The organism is Aquamicrobium terrae, from assembly GCF_052978165.1.
The window spans coordinates 1,196,802-1,214,193 of the sequence record NZ_JBRKLZ010000002.1 but is presented as its reverse complement, the minus strand read 5'-3'; the positions used below and the strand labels follow the sequence as shown (position 1 = coordinate 1,214,193).

Here is a 17,392-nt window from a genome sequence, read left to right as displayed (position 1 = left end):
TTAGGCGCCGCCGAATGCGCAGTCCACGATGAGGTCAGTTCCGAGCCCGTAGACGTGCGCCTTCGGCCGCCTTGCCTCGATGAGCCGCGGCGGCGGCATGGCGTTGAGGCCGGATGGTCCTGCACCGATGATCAGCGGCGCGATGCCGATATGAAGGCGATCCACGAGCTCCGCATCCAGGAAGCGGCCGATGGTCGTGCCGCCACCCTCGATCAGCACGCGCCGGAACCCGAGCCCGTCCAGCGCTCCGGCGATTTCGCACGGGTCGAGCATGTTCCCGCGCAAGGGCAGTTCGACAACCTCCACGCCAGCCGACTGTCGTCGCCCGCAGGCCTGCACGACGATACGCCGGCAGCCGTCATCGCGGAAGACAACGGCATCGTTTCCCAGCCGCCCCGACGGGTCGATCACGATGCGTGCCGGGCTCCGGCCCGCCGCGAGCCTGACAGTGAGGCGTGGATCGTCGGCTACGGCCGTGCCGACGCCGATAACCACCGCGTCGGCGAGCGCACGGCAGCGATGCAGATGGGCGATCCCGTCGCGGCCGGAAACGTGCTGCGCGTCACCGTCCGGCGTCGCGATGCGGCCGTCGAGCGACTGGCCCACCTGCGCGACGATATAGGGGCGCCCTGCACCGCGACCGAGCAGCGGTCCGTAAAGCGCGGCAGCCGCCCGTTCCTCCGCGCTCCAGCCTGGCTCGGCTTGCACCCCGGCTTCACCATCGGCGCAAGCCAGCAACGCGGCCCAGACCCGCTCCGTGACATCGGCTCGCGCCAGAGGCAGGTCGGCAAGGCCAGGCTGGATCAGTTCGTGCTGGTTCATGAACGCACTACGCCCGACTGCGGCTGCGGTTCCATTCTGGAGACGGCTTCGATGAAACGCGCGCGGAACGCGTCCATCCGCCAGACCGGCGTGTCATGCGCCGGGACCAGCCCGTGCGTCCAGCCCCACGCGTCGAACCTCGCCACCGCCTCGGGGGGGCCGAACAGGTGGATCGGCACGTCGCGGTTCGTGTCGGAGCCCGAGACGAAGACCGCCGGCTGGTGATCGCCGAGGATCACGAAGAGCGGCTTGGTCTCGCCATGCCGCGCGGCGAAAGAGCCGACCGCGCGCAGCGCATAGTCGATCGACCGCCGGAACTGGTTGCGCACGCGGTCGGGATCGGCCCAGACCTGCTCGGGCGTGTCGCCGGAGGCCGCCTGCGCGTCGAAGACCGTGCCGTAGCCGACCGCCTCCCACGGTACGAGCGACGGGATTGGCGTCCAGGGCGCGTGCGAGGAGATCAGCGCGATCTCGGCGAATACCGGCCTGTTGCGGCCAGGGCCGAGTTCCAGCCGCTCAAAGGCCGAGAGCGTGTATTGGTCGGGCATGGTCACCCAGTTGAACGGCTTGCCGCGATAGCCGAGATCCTTCGCGGCCAGCACCGTGTCGTAGCCGAACCACGCCGCCTCCGGCCAGGGCATGACGATCGCCGGCATCACGCCGACGTTGCGCCAGCCGGCCTCAGCCGCCACCCGATTGAGTGACTTCCGCTGGCTGCGCATCAGCGCATCGTAGCGGCCCTGCCCGTCGATCCAGAGGCCGGAGAGCAGCGTCCCGTGCGCCAGCCAGCTCTGGCCACCCATGGTCGGCGAGGTCAGCCAGGCGGAGCGCATCGCATAGCCCAGCGCGCCGAGTTCGCGCTCCACGTCGCGCAAGGCGGCGTTGGTCGTTCCGGCATAGAGCGGGCTGTCGAGCGTCGAGCGGCCGTAGGATTCGACGAAGACGAGGACGATGTCTGTGCCGGCAAGGCCGGAGAGGGGGCTAGGCACGGAGGCCAGCACCGGGTCCTGTGCCGCCTCAGCCTCGAGCGCCGCGACGTCCTGCATCGCGCGCATCGCCGCCGATGCGTGGCCCGCGATCAGCCGGGTCGAGAAGGGCGAGGCCGCGCCCGCCCACCACGCGGCGGTGGTCGCGACCGCGATCGCGGCCGTCAGTATGGAGACTGTGTGCGGCCGCTCCGACGCGTGGCGGAGGAGCACGCCGGTGGCGTGCCAGATCACAAACGACAGCAGCGCCAGCACCAGGACGGCCGCCGTCAGATAGAGCGCCGCCGGAACCGTGCCGCTCGATCCGGCGAGCAGCATCCAGGCTGCATGCAGCAGCGGCAGGTCGTAGGCGAGGTTGAAGGGCCGTGCGAGCGCCTCGAACAGCGCGAGGTCCGCCGCCTTCAGTAGCAACGCGATCACGATCAGGAGCGTGACGATCGCTCGCGCCGGCCACCGTGCCGCCGGCCACGCCCCGACGGCGAGCAGAAGCGTCATGACCAACGGCAGCTCGAGCGGGATATGTCGCAGCGCTGCCCATGTCGCCGCATCCGGATGGTTGGGCGCAACGAGTGCGAGATACAGGAGCGCCAGCGCGGCAATCGCAGCAAGCGAGCTCCGCTGCGCCGTCCTCATGGTTCAAGCCGCGCGTAGATGTCGCCGGCACGGCCCGAACGGGCTGCGGCGTCGAGAATCGTCGCGCCCTCTACCCAGGCCGGTAACAGGAAAGCCGGTCTTTCGCCGGAGACAAGATTGAAGCGATATGGGCCGAGCCGCGACAGGCGGCTGACGCAGGCGCGCGTCACGTTAGCCGCTGCTGGCAGGTGTTCGAACGCCAGCGCCGGCACCGGATGGCTCAGCCCGGCTAGCACGTCGGCCTCGTAGCCTTCCACGTCGATCTTCACGAAGGCGGGATTGCCATGGACCTTGCGGAGCGCGTCGAGTGTCGTAACCCTTACCAACTGCTCGCCATCCCAGACCACGTTACGGAAGCTCGCGTCGCGTCTCGCCATCGCCGCGCCGAAGCCCGGCGCAAGCGACGACACGGTCGGATGCCGCCGCGACACCGCCATGCTGCCCTCGCCCTCCACGGGGCCGGCCGCCAGCGGCAGCACCGTCACCGCGCTCGGCATGGTCCGGACGAGGAAGGCATGGAACGGCGCCTGCGGCTCCAGCGCGACCACATGCGCGCCTGCCCGCGCCATCGCCAGCGCACGGTTGCCGACATGGGCGCCGATGTCGAAGGCGATGTCGCCGGGGCTTAGGAACTGCCGGTAGAAGGTGGCCAGCCGGCCGATCCGCCACGGCCGCGCCCGGTAGATCGCGAGCGATCGGGCAAGGCCCAGCGTGGTCGCCAAGCCGGTCATGCGGCCTTCGCCCGGCGTAGCAGCGCGATCACATCCACTGCGAAAGACCATGAGAGCGCCCCGAGCGCGCCGAGCGCCAGCCCCGTCGAGAGCGGCGGCGCGATAGCCGGCAGCAGGAGCAGCGCCAGCACGGCGACCTGCACCACGCAGATGGCCTTGCGCCGGGTCGAGGCAGGCAGGTCCGCGCCGAGCGCAGGCCAGGCAAGCGAGGCGGCGAGGAAGGCATATCGCATCAGGCCGAGCAGCAGCACCCACGCGCCGGCCTTGCCGCCTACCCAGGCGGCCGCGGACAGGACGAGGATCAGCAACGCGTCGATCTCCATATCGAAACGCGCGCCGAAGCGCGACGCCATCGCGGTGCGCCGCGCCGCCCAGCCATCGACGCCGTCGAGCGCAAGGGCCGCGAGCGCCAACGGGAAGGCGATCAGCCACAGTGCCAGCGATCCGGTCGTCACGATCGCCGCGAGCAGGCAGGCGAGTGCGGCACGCGCCAGCGTGATCAGGTTAGCCGGACCGAACTCCGGAAAGGGATGGTAGGCCTCGACTCGGTGAAGGATCACCGAGGCGATTCCCGCGAACAGCAGGATTGCGATCGTGGCGGGGGCGATGTCCGACCCCGCCAGCGTCAGTACCGACGCTAGCGCGGCGGCCGCTACGCAGACGGCGATACGCGCCGTGCGATGAATGCAGCCCGGCAGGCGTATGTCAGCGGATGGAGGGCCCGGCATGGACAGGTTCCTCATGCCGGCAAAGTATGGAGGAGCCTGCGCGGCTGGCAAGATAATCACGCGAAAGTGAACGCTTTCCAACCGCGCGAAGGAGGTCCATGCTGCAGTTTCGTTCGCTGTGGAGATCGTCATGACGTTCGGAACCACCGCCCGCCTCCTGCACTGGATCATGGCCGTGCTCGTGATCGCCATGTTCGTCGTCGGCAACGTGATGACCATGGGGATCGACCGGCCGCTTCAGGACCTGCTCTTCGTCTTTCACAAGTCGACCGGCGTAATTCTTCTCCTGCTGATCGCATTGCGCATCGTATGGCGGCTGACGCATCCGGCCCCGCCGTTGCCGGCCTCTGTGCCGAAGCTACAGCGCATCGCTGCCTACGCGACCCATCTCGGCCTCTATGTCTTGATCGTGGTCATGACCGTCAGCGGCTATGTCCGAGTCACGGCCGGCGCCTTCCCCATCGACATCCTCGACGTGCTCGGCATTCCCCCACTGCTGGAGAAGAACGAGGCTCTGGCCGAGACGGCCAAGTCCATCCACGCGACCGCCAAATACACGCTGGCCGCGCTCGTTGCCCTGCATGTCGGTGCGGCCGTCTATCATGGCGTCTTGCTGAAGGATGGCGTCTTCTCGCGCATGTGGCCGCCGGTGAAGCCCGCGCGGGACTCAGCCTGAGTTATTCATGCGGATCGGCGATAGCCATGCGACAAGGGGGTGAGTGAACTTCGGCGTGCGCACTTTCCGCCCTTGGCCTTGCGATGGGTGCGGTGAAGCAGGGCTGCCGGGCGAGTGATGCTGCCGCTCACATGCGAGCACGGTAAGGAGATTGGTTGGCGCCTCCGCGTCATGCGACCTCTTCCTGCCGCGCTGCTTGACGTCATAAAACAGGTGCCGTCGCGCTGATCGCCGCTTATCTGGCGGAGCCTTGAACGACCCAGCCGCCATCCTCAGCGAGCGCGATATCCGGAACTTTGACCCCTGGGCCGGGCGACCATTGCGATTTCATTCGTATGGCCGCCCCATAGCGGTAGCGTCGCTAACAGCAGATGAGAACACAAAGTCAGGAGGACCCGGATGGAATCGGGACGCGCACGGCCTTCGATGCGTACCGCTGCCTGCACATAACTGCCTGCAGCTTCAAAGACACTCGCGTAGCCAAGCACCAGGATGTTGCGCGCTTCCTTGTGGCGGTAAAGGTCAAAGCCGAAGCCCAGCGAAAAATGACCGGGCCGCCGACCACCTCTTCGACGGTCGCGAACTCTTTGGTCAGCATGTCTCTCGGCGGCCCACAGATGTATTGCCGCGCGGCCTTATCATGAGCTTCCTCGCCCAAGACCACGCATACCAGCTGGCCCACACCGTCATGACGCCGGTCACGCTGTTCCGTACAGACGGGGGTCTTGGCGTCTTGCCGAGCGCGGGACTCGACGACGACGAGATCGAAGCGCTCGCGGAATACGACCCCTTTGAAAGCGGGCCGGCTCTCTAAGCCGGCCGTTTTCCTTCCGGAGGTGCCGCTTGCGAGCTACGGCGGCAAGGGAAGCTGTGCCGCGGCTGGCAGGGGCCGGGCGCGCACTCACATTTCCCTCAGTTGTGCCAGCCGCGCCCTTGCCGCCTTTGCTCTTCGCGGCGTCCGAAGGGGCTGCGCGAGGTGCGGGGAAGGAAGAAGGAAAGGGCCACCAAGGGCGTGCTGGCAAGACAAAGGAAAAGCATGAACTGGAAGAGGTTGTGTTCGATTGCTGTCGCGACAGGCACCGTGCCGCTGCTGCAGGTAAAATCGATGTCGCTAGGCGGGCTTGCGAGGGTCGCAAATTCTGATGCTGAAGCAGTTTCGCGAAAGCATTGAGCCGTAGCTGCATGAAGGTCTCGACTAGACTCCAGGAGTCGCTGAGAGCCTCGGTGGCCAGATTGATCGGGCAGTTGGATCGCACTTTCATGACCTTAGCCCGTCCATTCTGATTGCATATTGCAATCAGAATAAACTCATGCATACTGATTGTATAATGCAATCGGAATGGACAGCAGGATCAACTGGGGGACGACATCGACGTTCGTACGGGCTTGTGACGATCACTTGAAGGAAGGATGATGAAGATGAAGACGCCACCGATCGTCTCGGCGCAGGAGTGGGAGAACGCGCGCGAGGAGCTGCTCGTGAAGGAGAAGGAACTCACGCGGGCCCGCGACGCGATGGCGGCCGAGCGGCGCCGGATGCCGTGGATGGCTGTTGAGAAGGATTACCGATTTGAGGGCCCGAACGGGATGGTCAACCTTCTCGACCTGTTCGAGAAGCGCAGGCAGCTAATCGTCTATCGCTTCTTCTACGGGCTCGAAGTCACGAATTCTTATGCAGAAGGCGGCAGGTACCCGAAACGTGGCTGTGCCGGCTGTTCTTTCCTCGCCGATCAGGTCGCGCATCCGGCCCATCTGAATGCTCGCGACACCACGCTTGCGTTCGTCTCGCGCGCCCCCCAGGCCGAGATCCGAGGCCTTAAGAAACGGATGGGATGGGCGGAGATCCCTTGGTACACGATCATCGATGACTTTGATGCGGACTTCGGTGTCCGCGAGATGCACGGGACCAACGCCTTCATCCGCGAGGGCGAAAGGATCTTCCGCACCTACTTCGTCAACAATCGCGGCGACGAGGCTATGGGGAGTACATGGAGCTACCTCGACATCACTGCGCTCGGACGCCAGGAGGAATGGGAGGACTCGCCGAGCGGATACCCGCAAACGCCCCCGTACCGGTGGTGGAACTATCACGACGCATACAGCGAGCATTAAGCATGCGCCGCCGTGATCACAAAGAGATACGACTTCATCCTTGAATGTAAGGGGCCCTGCATGCAGATAGCGACCCTTGGTTGACCCAACCAACGGAAGAGGCGTGGCCTTGCACTTTGGGCTGCCCGTATCCGCGGCGCCGCTCCCTAGGAGGCAGGAAGAGAAGGTAGGAGAGGGGCTGCGCTTGCGGCCGTCCCGGATGGCGATCCTGCCGGGACCGCCGGTCCGCGCAACGGCTTCGCCGTCCTCCACTTCGTTCCGGTTCTTCTCGCCCGTCGCTGTGCGACGGGCCTGGTCGGTGCGCGGTCCCTCCTGATTGCCTCGGCTGTGGACCTCCGCGACGGGCGCGGCTCTGAAACGGAGGACAGGAAAATGACCGACAGGAAATCCGGCTCGCGCGCCGACGCCTATACCCGCATCACCGAACGCATCGTCGCCGATCTCGAAAAGGGCGTCCGCCCATGGGTCCAGCCATGGAGCGGGGGCAATGCCGGTGGCCGCGTCACAACCCGCTGTCCCACAGCATCCAACTGTCAGCGTAGTCGGAGCTGAAAGCGGTGGTGCTGCTTCCAGGATGATGTTGTTGGTGCCGACGGCAAGGCTCTCTATGAGATAGTGATCTGGTTCAGCGCAAAATCCAAAACCCACCGTCCGTGAGGAAGTACATGAAAGCCGTGATGTTTGAAGCCTTCAACGAACGCCCGAAGCTGGTCCGTGTGCCCGATCCTTCGCCGGAGCCCCACGGGGTGGTCCTGAAGGTCGAGGCGACGGGCGTCTGCCGTAGCGACTGGCACGGCTGGGTCGGCCATGACGCCGATATCGAGCTGCCGCATGTGCCAGGCCATGAACTGGCCGGCGTGATCCAGGCGATTGGCAAGGACGTCACGAAATGGAAGGTGGGCGACCGGGTGACGGTACCCTTCGTAGGCGGGTGCGGGGACTGTCCGGAGTGCCATGCCGGCCATCAACAGGTCTGCCACCACCAGTTCCAGCCCGGCTTCACTCATTGGGGATCGTTCGCTGAATATGTCTCGATCCACAAGGCGGACCTGAACTTGGTCGCGCTGCCCGAAAGCGTCAGTTTCGCAACCGCTGCTTCGCTGGGCTGCCGTTTCGTGACCTCTTTCCGGGCCGTCGTCGATCAAGGCAAGGTTGCGGCGGGTCAATGGGTGGCGGTCCACGGCTGCGGCGGGGTGGGCCTCGCCGCGATCATGATTGCCGATGCGCTCGGCGCCAACGTCGTCGCGGTCGACATCGCCGACGACAAGCTGGCGCTGGCGCGAAGCCTCGGCGCGGCTATCACGATCAATGCCCGATCCGTCGCCAATGTGTCCGAGGCCGTGATAGAGGCGAGCAAGGGCGGCGTCCATGTCTCACTAGACGCGCTCGGGCATCCGGAGACCTGCTTCAATTCGATCCTCGGATTGCGCCGGCGCGGCAAGCATGTGCAGGTGGGGCTGATGCTGGCCGACCACAGCACGCCTATCGTGCCGATGAGCCGGATCGTGGCGCATGAGCTCGAAATCCTCGGCAGCCACGGGATGCAGGCGCATCGCTACGACGTGATGATGCCGATGATCCTCGCCGGCAAGCTGAGGCCGGAGCGTCTGGTCAGGCAGAAGATCGGCCTGGAGGAGTCGATCGATGTGCTGATGGCCATGGACAAATTCCAGGGCGCCGGGGTCACCGTCATTACAAGGTTCTGAGGCAATCATGACGATCGATTGCTCCGGCGTCGTCCTCGACATGGATGGGCTGCTGGACACCGAACAGCTCCAGATGAAGATCGCGCCCGGCGCGCTTCGCGGCCTCGGCCACGAGCTGGACCCGTCCTTCTTCAACCGGCTCGTCGACGTCCCGCAGGCGGAATATCCCAGCTGATCGGCCTGGAGCTGGGAACGGAGATCGAGGCGGGGGCTGTCGACGCGGCCTTCCACACGCGGATGGAGGAAGGCATCCTGCTGATGCCGGGCGTTCACGACTTCCTCGACGCTCTCGACAGGCGCAAGCTGCCGCGCGCAATCGTGACCAACGGCGTCACCACACACGGAGTGAAAGCTCCAGCAGACGGGACTTCTCGGCCGGATCGACGTGGTGGTCGACCTCGCGGTCACGGTCCATCCCGCGCTCAAAGTCTTCATAGGAGCGACCGCAATATGGCTATGATAGTCATACGATCTGGATCGGCGAACCGGTATGCCCCAGGTGCGGTGGCACGCAGGAAATGACCGACCGGCAAGTGCAAATGCTGGAAACGCCATTGCCGAAGGGCAGGCCGATCAGCGCGGAAGCTGAAAGCGGGGTAAGGAGAGCGCCATGTCCATGCACGAGATTGAAGACCTGGTGGAGGAAAGCGTTCGCATGCTGCTGGCGGCCGATGGCGAGCGTGACGACAAGGTTGCCGGTATCGGTCAGCTCTATTCCGTGCAGGCCTGGTTCGACACGGGCGACACGACCGGCCGGCTTGCCGACGAACTCCGCGCTGTCGGTTATGTCAATAAGCCGCCACCGCGCCCATTGGCTCTGTTGCGCCTCGCCGCCGACATGATGGAGGCCGCCGGCGCAGCCGGCCGTGTCGAAATCGCGCAAGGTTGGCTGGCGCTCGCGCTCAAGGCGATCATCGAACTTGACTTGACCGACCAGATACCCGCGACGTTTCACGGCATGCTGGCCGATGGCGACGGGCCGAGGATGCGCGCGATCGCGCTGGAAGGCGGGTTGCACAGCCGCTGGCGCAAAGACTTCTTCATGCGCGTGCCTTCGTGGAGCAGCAACAAGACCCTGCTCGCACCGCTTGATCCTGACAGGCTGGAACGACGGTTCATTTTGCGCTTCCTGTCCGACGCCAAGGCGGACGAAGCGACGATCCGCGCCGCCTACGAAGCGGAAAGGGCGACGATCGACGGCCTGGCCGACCTGCCCCTGTTCACACTGCCGGAACGGGTGCCCCGGATCGCCCCGCTCGCGTATCTGGGTCTCGATACCAAGGGCCAGTATCGTCGCTTCGTCTTCGCCGACAGCCGCGAGCCGGCCGCGCGCGATGAATCGCGCATCTTCGTCGTACTCGAGCACAGCAACGATTTGAGCATGCTGACCTTCGAGATACGGGTGCAGTCCGGCCTGCTGCTCGCCTGGCAGGGCGGCGGCGGCGACTGCATCACCGATACGCATTTCCGCCTGAACGTGGGGATGCTGGTTCCCGAAAAGGAGCTTGCGGCCGATGACGGATACAACGCTGTCGGCGGCTGGCCGTTCAGGCTCGACCAGTCGGCCAAGGTTCTCGACGCTCGGCTCGCCGCGATCTTCAGACATCTGAAGCATGTCGAGCGCGTGCGGAGGTTCCACGATGCGCTGCTTGACCGATTGCTGGCGGCCTCCACGCCGGAGGCGATGGAGAAGAGGCGTCGCGACCTGCGGGGCAGGTACGGCTTTTTCCTGAACGACATTGAACTCCTGTTCGCCTATGCCTGCCTCGAATGGGAGCGGGCCGGTCGCCCGGATGCGTTGATCGCCAGGATCGAGGACGAGTTGCGCTTCGTGGTCGATCTTTACCCGCTAAAGCGGGCCTGGGAGGACGGGGTTCGATTGCTGCGCCAGAAACCCTGGTTTCCGCCGACGACCGAGATCTTTCCATACAAACGGTTGGAGGTTCCTTCGCGGGCGACGTGAACGCGACCCAGCCCGCGCTATACTCGGAGCGACGAAAGGTACTCGCAGCGTTTTGGGACATGGGGTAATCGGCGCGGCATCAATCCGCCCGCGGCGTATGCCAAATGCTTTGGCTTTCGGTCAACCCCGGGAGACCTATCATGGACCAGCATTATGTTGCATTGGACGTGTCGCTGCAGAAGTCTGCTGTGCATTCTGAACACCACAGGTCGTGTCGTCATCGAAGCAGAAGTTCCGTCGAAGCCTACGGCCCTGGCCGCCTTCATCCATACCCATGCACCTTCCTGTGTCAGAGTTGGTCTGGAAAGTGGGCCGACGGCAAGCAAGGGCGAGGGGTGAACGGTGGTCTGTTCCGGACAGGAAATTCGGGCTTGGGGGCTGGTGCCGGTCGCAACAGTAACGGAATAGCTGCCCCGTCATCTCACGCATTTCGTCATTTCTCGTTCAGTGGGACCTCGAGGCGTGTCCAAGCGCCCACGAGTGGCGGCGGCATGATGCAGGCTGAATTCCCGGTGGCTTCAGCGCGCAATCGATCCGCAAGCGTATCGGGTTGCACCTCCTCAGCCGAAGCAATCCCAAGTCGCTCCATGAGAGGCAGCAGACTGCGCAAGGTTTCCGCGACATATTCGTAGACGAAGGATTGCGGACCGGCTTCGACGCGTCCGGCGGCGATCATCTGCGGTGCCGACAGTCCGGCCTCGAGAAACGCCGTATGCAGCTTCGGCCCCATGTCCACCTCGAAGCCGCCGCGCTCGAAGGTTTCCAGGATCCAGCGCCTGCAGCGGCGGAACTCCGATCCGTCCGGGACGCTTCGCACTGAAGGCATCGCCATCTCCTGAAACGCCAGGATTCCGCCGGGCCGAAGGTGATCGGCGAGCCGCCGCAGCGTCGTCGCGGGGTCCGGCAGGTACATCAGAATGAGGCGGCCGATGATTGCGTCGAACTTCTTGTCCGGGTCGAAGTCATCGAGTTCGGCGGCGGCGAACCTGACCCAATGGCATTGTCCGGCTTCAGTCACCCGCTTTTCCGCAGTCTCAATCGCCTCTATCGAACGGTCTACACCCAGCACGGCGCCGGAAGGACCGACAAGTTGACCTGCAATCAGCGATACGTCCCCGACCCCACTGCCCAGATCGAGCACCTGCATACCGCGCGCGAGCCCGGCCCGCCGCAGGAAATCTTCGGTGAGATTGCGAATAAACGCGCCCTGCAAGGCAAGCCGCCTGAGCTCGTGTTTCGAATAGCCCAGCGCATAGGAAGCCTCGTCATGCGATCCGGGCCCGATGCCGTTTGGCTGGCTATCGTCAAGAAGAGCCTTCTGCATGGTTCTCTCCCTTGCTCGTCTTCGATTGGTGAAAACTCGTTGAGGCAATGTCGCACGTGTCTGCTACTTACCGATTTCAGCGGCGAGCAATGAGGGTTACAGCTGCAACAGAGGCGCTCTGCGCCCAAGTCAGAGTGAGATGGAAAGCGTGCCGTGCCTCACGCCTGCGGGCCAACCCCGTTAGCCCGGCGCCTGGGGTACCATGACGATGTGTGGCGTGGAGGGACGCTGCCCGGGGGGCACGAAATCGGGAACACTGCGATCGTCTTTCGGCAGCGAGCGGATATAGCGGTGCATCGCGCGCAGGTCGTCCTCCGCGAAAGCCTGCAGATTGAACCACGGCATCGGTGGCCGCGTCCGCAGCAAGCGGGCATACCGCACCCATTCGTTCTCGCTCATCTTCGCGAGCAAGCCGCGCAGATTGGAAGGATAGGTGGTGCCCCAAGGACCGCTAAATCCAATCGCGTCTCCAACAAGCCAGTCTTTTTCCGGCACCTTGCCCGCAGTCGTGAGATATCCCGGGGTATGGCAGTCGTTGCATCCGCCGATCTTCACGAGATAGCGACCGCGCTCGATGTCGGTTGATTGAGCCATGCCCTGAACGGACCCGACGATCGCAAGGCTGAGAAACCCGCACAGCACGAGGCCTGCACCCAGCGTGGTGTACCGGACCATTGTCGGCTCCCTTCAATTCGGTTGAATAGGCTACGGCTGGCCGACGTCGCGTTGCAGGCCGACACATGGCGATCTTACGGAGACGCGGCTACCGGGTGATTTCAGCTAGGGGCAGTTGCGTTACGGATGTAACGGGGAAGGATTCATCGCCGGTACTGACAGAGTTGGTCAAGCGGGCAGTTGCCGCGCGAGGCAATCGCCGAGATCCCTCGAGAGCAGCGGCTTCTTCAACACTTCGCGTATCCCTGCGGCCTGCAATCGCTCCGGCTTAAGGGTCATGGTATATCCGGTCATCAGCACGATCGGCACTTCGGGGCGGATGGTGTGTATGATACTCGCGAGCTCTGTGCCTCTCAACTCTGGCATGATCTCATCGGTGAGAATAAGATCGAAGCGTCCGGGATCGGCGCGGAATGCCGATAGCGCTGCCTTGCCATGTCCGAAGCCCACCGGCTCGTAGCCGAGCGCCGCGAGCATGTCTTCGCCGAGCAGCATGAGCGGCTCGTCATTTTCGACGATCAGGATCGTTTCGCCGTGGCCGTGTGGGACGGATCGGTCGTGGTCAGGCTCCCGCTGCACCGCCGCCTCGATTTGCGGGAGGTAAACGGAGAATGTCGCGCCTTGTCCGGGTTTGCTTTGCACATCGATGGCGCCGTGGTGCGCGGAGACGATTCCGTGAACGGTGGAGAGCCCCAGCCCAGTGCCCTTGCCGGCAGGCTTGGTGGTGAAGAATGGTTCGAAGATCCTCTCTATCGCCGCGGGGTAGATGCCGGGACCGGTATCCGAGACCTGTAGCAGAACATGACGCCCGGCCTGCGCCGCGCCATGCGACAGGTCGCGTGCATGCGGTATGAAGATCGTTTGCAGAGCGACCCGGACCATACCACTGCCGCCCATGGCCTGAGCAGCATTGGTCGCGAGGTTCACGACCACCTGCTGCAGCTCCGTTCGATCGCCCATGACGGCAGCATCCTGCACTGCCAGTTCGGCATGAAGGGATATGGTGGCGGGAAGCGATGCCCGCACGAGATCGACCGCCTCTTCGACGACGGTTCGGGCATCAAGCAGCTTTTGTTCGCGCTCGCGAAGGCGACCGAAAGCCAGAACTTGCTCGACGATATCCTGCGCCCGCTCCCCCGCCTTCATGATCTGCAGCACGTATCTGCGCGCGCGCGAATCCTTGGTCAGGATTGCCAGAGCCATTTCCCCGTAGCCTCGGACGGCGCCCAGTATGTTGTTGAACTCATGAGCGATCCCGCCCGCCAAGGTTCCGATCGCTTCCAGCCGCTGCGAGCGGTTGAGCCGCAGTTGCAGGTCTTCGCGTTCGGCCTCGCTCCGCTCACGGATCGTCGCATTGGCGATCACTTCTGCCACAGTGCGAAGCAGCGCGATATCGTCCTTCTCCCAGGCATGCGGGCGCTCGTGGAAAAGGATCACCGCCCCCCGGCCTCGTGTTCCCATATCCATCGGGAGCGAGAGCAGGGACCGGATTCCAAGATGCGCCAGCGCCTCTTTTTCGTAGCTGTCAGGGAGACCGGCGATGTTCGGAACATGAACGCTGCCTTGCCTTTCATGACCTTCCACGCGCCAGCCGCGGATAAGTCGGGCCAAGCTGTCGGTCGGGGTAGTGCCGTTGCCGGGTTCGTGCTGGAGGCCGTCGGGATCGTTCGACGCGGGCAGGGCGAGTTCCGCTCCGGCGATCTTCAGGTGAGATGCAAGGTGCGCAAGCGCGTCCTGCGCGGCGGCCCCGATTTCATTGCGCGGCAGATTGATGAACCGGGTAGAGATCGCGGCGACCAGCCGCTCCAGTTCAAGCCTTTCCTTGAGCCGATCCCTATTGGCGCGCAGCCGGACGAACAGATAGGCGACATAACCCATCAGAACGATCGCAACGCCGTAGAGCAAGCTCATGAAGACGTTGGCGCGCCTGGTTGCGCGGGAATTCGCTTCGAGATAGGAGCCCTGAAGCGACCGCGCGAGACTGCCGAGCGGGGCCGACTGGATGCTGCCGACAAGACCGTCGACGCGCGGCAGCGTTCGAATGATGAGGCGGGCGTGGGAAATCAACGAGCGGACCTCGCCCTCCGCTGACAGATTCGCCGCACGACGCTCCAACATATAGATCGAATTTGTGACCTGGTCCGCAAGATCCTGCCGGGGCGCGTTGATGAAGCGAAGCATGGCTGCCGTCACCATGGCGATCTCACTCGCCACACCCGCTTGTCCGCTTCGGGACGTCAGTCGCTGGCTGAGGTGATTGAAATAGGACAAGGAGTTTTGCAGCAGTGCGTTGTCCGACTTAAAGGATTCGACAAGCGCCTCCTGCTCCGCGACCGAGTTGGTGATGTCGGCGGTCTTCTGCCGTATGTCGGAGCCGGCATTCCAGGTCCCCCCGTCATCGGAGGGTAGGCCGGCTGCGGCCACTCGCAAATTGTCCATGGATCTGACGAGTGGGTCGTAGTTCGGCAGCAGTCCCGCTCGTCCGAGCAGCACGTCCCTTTGAAGCTCGGCGTCATACAGGATGACCGACTGCAGCGCGTTCGCGCGCTCGTGTCGCGGAGCGTCGATGGAAGTGCCCTTCGCCAAGAAATAGGTCAGAACGACGAGGAGCACCGCCAGGATGGCCGCGAGGAACGGAAGCTGTTTCATGGCTTTGGCGCTTCGCCAGGACCCTGCCGGCGGTATTCGCCCGTCAGCGTGTTCAGGAAGCGGGCGATCGCCGCGACGTCATCCCTTGGCAATTGGCGACCGAGCTGCGTGCGCGCCATGATGCCGATCGCTTCCTCGAGCGAAGCGGTGCGGCCATCATGGAAATAGGGCGCCGTGAGCGCGACGTTGCGAAGGCTGGGAACCCGGAACACATGACGGTCCTGCTCCAAGCCCGTGACGGTAAAGCGACCGAGATCGCTGTCGTCTTCGCTCGCGCGATCCGCGAAGGGATCGGCGAAGATGCCGAACCGCTGGAACAGGTTGCCGCCAACATTCGCTCCCTGGTGGCAGGCGATACAGCCATATTCCTTGAAGAGCTCGTAGCCGCGCAGTTCCCCGGAGGTGAGTACACCCTTTTCGCCCGTAAGATGCCGGTCGAAACGCGCATCGACAGTGATGAGGGAACGTTGAAAGGAAGCTAGTGCGTCGAGAACGCTGTCCCTTGTGGGAGCGGAATCATAAGCCGCAGCAAATCTGCGGACATAGCCTGCATCGCCTTGCAGTTTGGGAAGCAGTTCATTCCAATTCGCGCCCATCAGGTTGGGATCGAGTAGGGCAGCTTCGTTCTGTTCCTCGATCCTGCGGAACTCGCCGCGCCAGTTCAAGCGAAAATTGCGCGAGACATTGAATATCGTGGGGGCATTGAAATCCAGCGGTTTGCCGTCTGCCCCGGCGGGACGCTCAAGACCGTCATCTCCACCGGCGTCAAGGTCGTGGCAGGAGGCGCAGGCGACCGTTCCGGCGCCAGACAGGCGCGCATCGTGAAAGAGGATTTCGCCCAGTGACACCTTGGCGGCATCAGTTGCCTCCGAGGGCTGTAGGGGCGCTATGGGCTCTCCGGCATCCTGTGCCGCTTGGCCGAATGCCGTCGGCAGCCATGGTATTAAAGCCACGAAGCAGAGCAGAAAGAATCCGGCTGCGGCCACTCCGATGGCCAACGTTCTCTTCGCCCGGTCGATTCGGGAGCCGGGCTGCTGCCGGGTGGGGCGTACGACCATTTCAACAAGAAATCGCCAAAAATCGGCGCTTTAATGGTAAGAAGCGGCACGAGCGCTCGGAGCAATCATCATGACCTCCCCAGCAGCGAACCACGTGCTGATCGTCGATGACGACCCGGACATGCGCAGCATGCTCGCCGAGTACCTGGAAGGCGAAAATTTCACCGTCAGCGCGGTGGCTGACGGACAGGCCATGGCCTCCGTGCTGCAGGAAAAACCGGTCGACCTGATCATCCTCGACATGAAGCTCGCAGGCGAGGACGGGCTCGATCTGATGCGCCGCCTCGGCAGTCCTCCCGAAGCCCCGATCATCGTCGTCACCGGCCATCGCCGCGAGGAAACCGACAGAATCGTCGGGCTCGAACTCGGAGCCGATGACTATCTGACAAAGCCCTTCAGCCCTCGCGAACTGCTGGCGCGCATAAGAGCCGTGCTGCGTCGTTCCGTTGCCGCCCAGCAGCGCCTGCGCAGCAAGGGAAACCGGATTCGCTTTCGGTTCGCCGGCTGGCATCTGGACATGCGGATGCGCCGACTCGTTTCTCCAGAGGGGAAGCCGGTGCCGCTGACCGCAGGCGAGCTCAATCTGTTGATGGCATTCCTGCGTTCTCCGCAGCAGATGCTCACCCGAGACCAATTGCTGAGCGCCAGCCGCGTGCACGATGAGGAGGTTTTTGACCGCAGCATCGACGTACAGATTCTGCGTTTACGCCGCAAGCTGGAGCAGGATCCCAGCGACCCGAAGCTGATCGTCACAGAGCGTGGAGCAGGCTACTTGTTCACAGCTCCCGTAACAATCTCCTAGCGAGGTGGACGGCCTGCCACTATTCCGTCGGTGGGGGTTCGGCGACGGCCCAGTCGGGGTCAGCGCCGGACGGATGATCGATGAAGAACACCCAGGTACCGTCCGCCAATCTGCGGTGCACTTCCATCCCGTGATGGTGTACTTCGATTGGATTTCCGTCCCGGTCCTTGCCTCTGATGAGCCACTGCGACCGGGTCATAGCGAAGTCACCGGAGACGGTCGTATGATGCGTGGCGACGTCCATGTGGGGCTTCAGGCCAATATAGGCCGCCATCGTTTCGCGGATCGCTTCAGCGCCGCGCGCGGTTGTGGTTCCGCCGTGCACCTGATCGACGCGAACAATCGAGGCGTCCGGGTGGTACATGGCGGCGGCTGCTTCGACGTCCTGTGCGTTGAACGCGCGGGCAAGCCATAGATTGCAAAGTTCGGGTGATGGAGCGCCCATTTGCTGCCTCCGTTTCGTCTGCCATTCATCTTCGGGTTCAGCCCAGGCGCGCGTCGAGCTCGTTCGAGCGGCGCTTAAAGCA

16 protein-coding genes and 1 pseudogene are annotated in these 17,392 nt (G+C 63.9%); 8 read left to right on the top strand and 9 right to left on the bottom strand.

What is annotated here, in order from left to right; all coding sequences use genetic code 11:
- The 4 genes from ACVCNR_RS22985 to ACVCNR_RS22970 are packed head-to-tail and all read right to left on the bottom strand — an operon-like array spanning nucleotide 1 to nucleotide 4,047.
- Nucleotides 1-822: a RibD family protein gene (locus tag ACVCNR_RS22985; RefSeq protein WP_447076633.1), complete on the bottom strand. Its 822-nt coding sequence runs from the start codon at nucleotides 820-822 to the stop codon at nucleotides 1-3.
- Nucleotides 819-2,441, bottom strand: a complete 1,623-nt coding sequence (locus ACVCNR_RS22980; RefSeq protein ID WP_447076632.1) for an alkaline phosphatase family protein — start codon at nucleotides 2,439-2,441, stop codon at nucleotides 819-821. Before ACVCNR_RS22980 ends, ACVCNR_RS22985 begins: the two co-directional genes overlap by 4 nt.
- Nucleotides 2,438-3,172, bottom strand: a complete 735-nt coding sequence (locus ACVCNR_RS22975) for an FkbM family methyltransferase (protein ID WP_447076631.1) — start codon at nucleotides 3,170-3,172, stop codon at nucleotides 2,438-2,440. The genes ACVCNR_RS22980 and ACVCNR_RS22975 overlap by 4 nt, the downstream gene beginning before the upstream one ends.
- Nucleotides 3,169-4,047, bottom strand: a complete 879-nt coding sequence (locus ACVCNR_RS22970; protein ID WP_447076630.1) for a CDP-alcohol phosphatidyltransferase family protein — start codon at nucleotides 4,045-4,047, stop codon at nucleotides 3,169-3,171. Before ACVCNR_RS22970 ends, ACVCNR_RS22975 begins: the two co-directional genes overlap by 4 nt.
- Between ACVCNR_RS22970 and ACVCNR_RS22965 the strand changes: the two genes are divergently transcribed.
- The 7 genes and pseudogenes from ACVCNR_RS22965 (at nucleotide 4,031) to ACVCNR_RS22935 (ending at nucleotide 10,357) form a co-directional block, all read left to right on the top strand.
- On the top strand, nucleotides 4,031-4,576 hold the full coding sequence (locus ACVCNR_RS22965; protein WP_447076629.1) for a cytochrome b: 546 nt from the start codon (nucleotides 4,031-4,033) through the stop codon (nucleotides 4,574-4,576). The genes ACVCNR_RS22970 and ACVCNR_RS22965 overlap by 17 nt on opposite strands.
- A gap of 640 nt (nucleotides 4,577-5,216) precedes the next feature.
- Nucleotides 5,217-5,390 carry a hypothetical protein gene (locus tag ACVCNR_RS22960; RefSeq protein WP_447076628.1) on the top strand — a complete coding sequence of 58 codons (174 nt, stop codon included), beginning with the start codon at nucleotides 5,217-5,219 and terminating at the stop codon, nucleotides 5,388-5,390.
- A 605-nt stretch (nucleotides 5,391-5,995) separates the two neighbouring features.
- Nucleotides 5,996-6,688, top strand: coding sequence for a DUF899 domain-containing protein (locus tag ACVCNR_RS22955; protein WP_447076698.1), 693 nt, complete (start codon nucleotides 5,996-5,998; stop codon nucleotides 6,686-6,688).
- Nucleotides 6,689-7,060: 372 nt separating this feature from the next.
- Nucleotides 7,061-7,195, top strand: a pseudogene (locus ACVCNR_RS22950) (ArdC-like ssDNA-binding domain-containing protein); the annotation flags it as partial.
- A gap of 158 nt (nucleotides 7,196-7,353) precedes the next feature.
- The gene (locus tag ACVCNR_RS22945; protein WP_447076627.1) at nucleotides 7,354-8,394 is read left to right on the top strand and encodes a zinc-dependent alcohol dehydrogenase family protein; all 1,041 of its coding nucleotides are present in this window, start codon (nucleotides 7,354-7,356) and stop codon (nucleotides 8,392-8,394) included.
- Nucleotides 8,395-8,401: 7 nt separating this feature from the next.
- Nucleotides 8,402-8,569 (top strand): hypothetical protein, encoded by a 168-nt coding sequence (locus tag ACVCNR_RS22940; protein ID WP_447076626.1) that lies wholly within the window; start codon nucleotides 8,402-8,404, stop codon nucleotides 8,567-8,569.
- A gap of 435 nt (nucleotides 8,570-9,004) precedes the next feature.
- Nucleotides 9,005-10,357 carry a hypothetical protein gene (locus ACVCNR_RS22935; RefSeq protein WP_447076625.1) on the top strand — a complete coding sequence of 451 codons (1,353 nt, stop codon included), beginning with the start codon at nucleotides 9,005-9,007 and terminating at the stop codon, nucleotides 10,355-10,357.
- Nucleotides 10,358-10,790: 433 nt separating this feature from the next.
- Here ACVCNR_RS22935 and ACVCNR_RS22930 read toward each other — a convergent pair whose 3' ends face one another.
- The 4 genes from ACVCNR_RS22930 to ACVCNR_RS22915 form a co-directional block, all read right to left on the bottom strand.
- Nucleotides 10,791-11,681, bottom strand: a complete 891-nt coding sequence (locus ACVCNR_RS22930) for a class I SAM-dependent methyltransferase (protein WP_447076624.1) — start codon at nucleotides 11,679-11,681, stop codon at nucleotides 10,791-10,793.
- A 180-nt stretch (nucleotides 11,682-11,861) separates the two neighbouring features.
- Nucleotides 11,862-12,356 carry a hypothetical protein gene (locus tag ACVCNR_RS22925; protein ID WP_447076623.1) on the bottom strand — a complete coding sequence of 165 codons (495 nt, stop codon included), beginning with the start codon at nucleotides 12,354-12,356 and terminating at the stop codon, nucleotides 11,862-11,864.
- Nucleotides 12,357-12,524: 168 nt separating this feature from the next.
- Complete coding sequence (locus ACVCNR_RS22920; RefSeq protein ID WP_447076622.1) at nucleotides 12,525-15,005, bottom strand: two-component system VirA-like sensor kinase; 2,481 nt, start codon at nucleotides 15,003-15,005, stop codon at nucleotides 12,525-12,527.
- Nucleotides 15,002-16,003: a cytochrome-c peroxidase gene (locus ACVCNR_RS22915; protein WP_354196842.1), complete on the bottom strand. Its 1,002-nt coding sequence runs from the start codon at nucleotides 16,001-16,003 to the stop codon at nucleotides 15,002-15,004. Before ACVCNR_RS22915 ends, ACVCNR_RS22920 begins: the two co-directional genes overlap by 4 nt.
- Before the next feature lie 130 nt (nucleotides 16,004-16,133).
- Between ACVCNR_RS22915 and ACVCNR_RS22910 the strand changes: the two genes are divergently transcribed.
- Nucleotides 16,134-16,865: a response regulator gene (locus ACVCNR_RS22910; protein WP_354196844.1), complete on the top strand. Its 732-nt coding sequence runs from the start codon at nucleotides 16,134-16,136 to the stop codon at nucleotides 16,863-16,865.
- A 19-nt stretch (nucleotides 16,866-16,884) separates the two neighbouring features.
- Here ACVCNR_RS22910 and ACVCNR_RS22905 read toward each other — a convergent pair whose 3' ends face one another.
- Nucleotides 16,885-17,310, bottom strand: coding sequence for a YybH family protein (locus tag ACVCNR_RS22905; protein ID WP_354196846.1), 426 nt, complete (start codon nucleotides 17,308-17,310; stop codon nucleotides 16,885-16,887).
- Nucleotides 17,311-17,392: the final 82 nt, after the last annotated feature.

Coding starts and splice junctions, on each gene's coding strand:
- ACVCNR_RS22975 (WP_447076631.1), bottom strand. CDS start 3,172: ATGACCGGCTTGGCGACCACGCTGGGCCTTGCCCGATCGCTCGCGATC.
- ACVCNR_RS22905 (WP_354196846.1), bottom strand. CDS start 17,310: ATGGGCGCTCCATCACCCGAACTTTGCAATCTATGGCTTGCCCGCGCG.
- ACVCNR_RS22945 (WP_447076627.1), top strand. CDS start 7,354: ATGAAAGCCGTGATGTTTGAAGCCTTCAACGAACGCCCGAAGCTGGTC.
- ACVCNR_RS22985 (WP_447076633.1), bottom strand. CDS start 822: ATGAACCAGCACGAACTGATCCAGCCTGGCCTTGCCGACCTGCCTCTG.
- ACVCNR_RS22955 (WP_447076698.1), top strand. CDS start 5,996: ATGAAGACGCCACCGATCGTCTCGGCGCAGGAGTGGGAGAACGCGCGC.
- ACVCNR_RS22940 (WP_447076626.1), top strand. CDS start 8,402: ATGACGATCGATTGCTCCGGCGTCGTCCTCGACATGGATGGGCTGCTG.
- ACVCNR_RS22935 (WP_447076625.1), top strand. CDS start 9,005: ATGTCCATGCACGAGATTGAAGACCTGGTGGAGGAAAGCGTTCGCATG.
- ACVCNR_RS22960 (WP_447076628.1), top strand. CDS start 5,217: ATGAGCTTCCTCGCCCAAGACCACGCATACCAGCTGGCCCACACCGTC.
- ACVCNR_RS22930 (WP_447076624.1), bottom strand. CDS start 11,681: ATGCAGAAGGCTCTTCTTGACGATAGCCAGCCAAACGGCATCGGGCCC.
- ACVCNR_RS22965 (WP_447076629.1), top strand. CDS start 4,031: ATGACGTTCGGAACCACCGCCCGCCTCCTGCACTGGATCATGGCCGTG.
- ACVCNR_RS22910 (WP_354196844.1), top strand. CDS start 16,134: ATGACCTCCCCAGCAGCGAACCACGTGCTGATCGTCGATGACGACCCG.
- ACVCNR_RS22920 (WP_447076622.1), bottom strand. CDS start 15,005: ATGAAACAGCTTCCGTTCCTCGCGGCCATCCTGGCGGTGCTCCTCGTC.
- ACVCNR_RS22925 (WP_447076623.1), bottom strand. CDS start 12,356: ATGGTCCGGTACACCACGCTGGGTGCAGGCCTCGTGCTGTGCGGGTTT.
- ACVCNR_RS22980 (WP_447076632.1), bottom strand. CDS start 2,441: ATGAGGACGGCGCAGCGGAGCTCGCTTGCTGCGATTGCCGCGCTGGCG.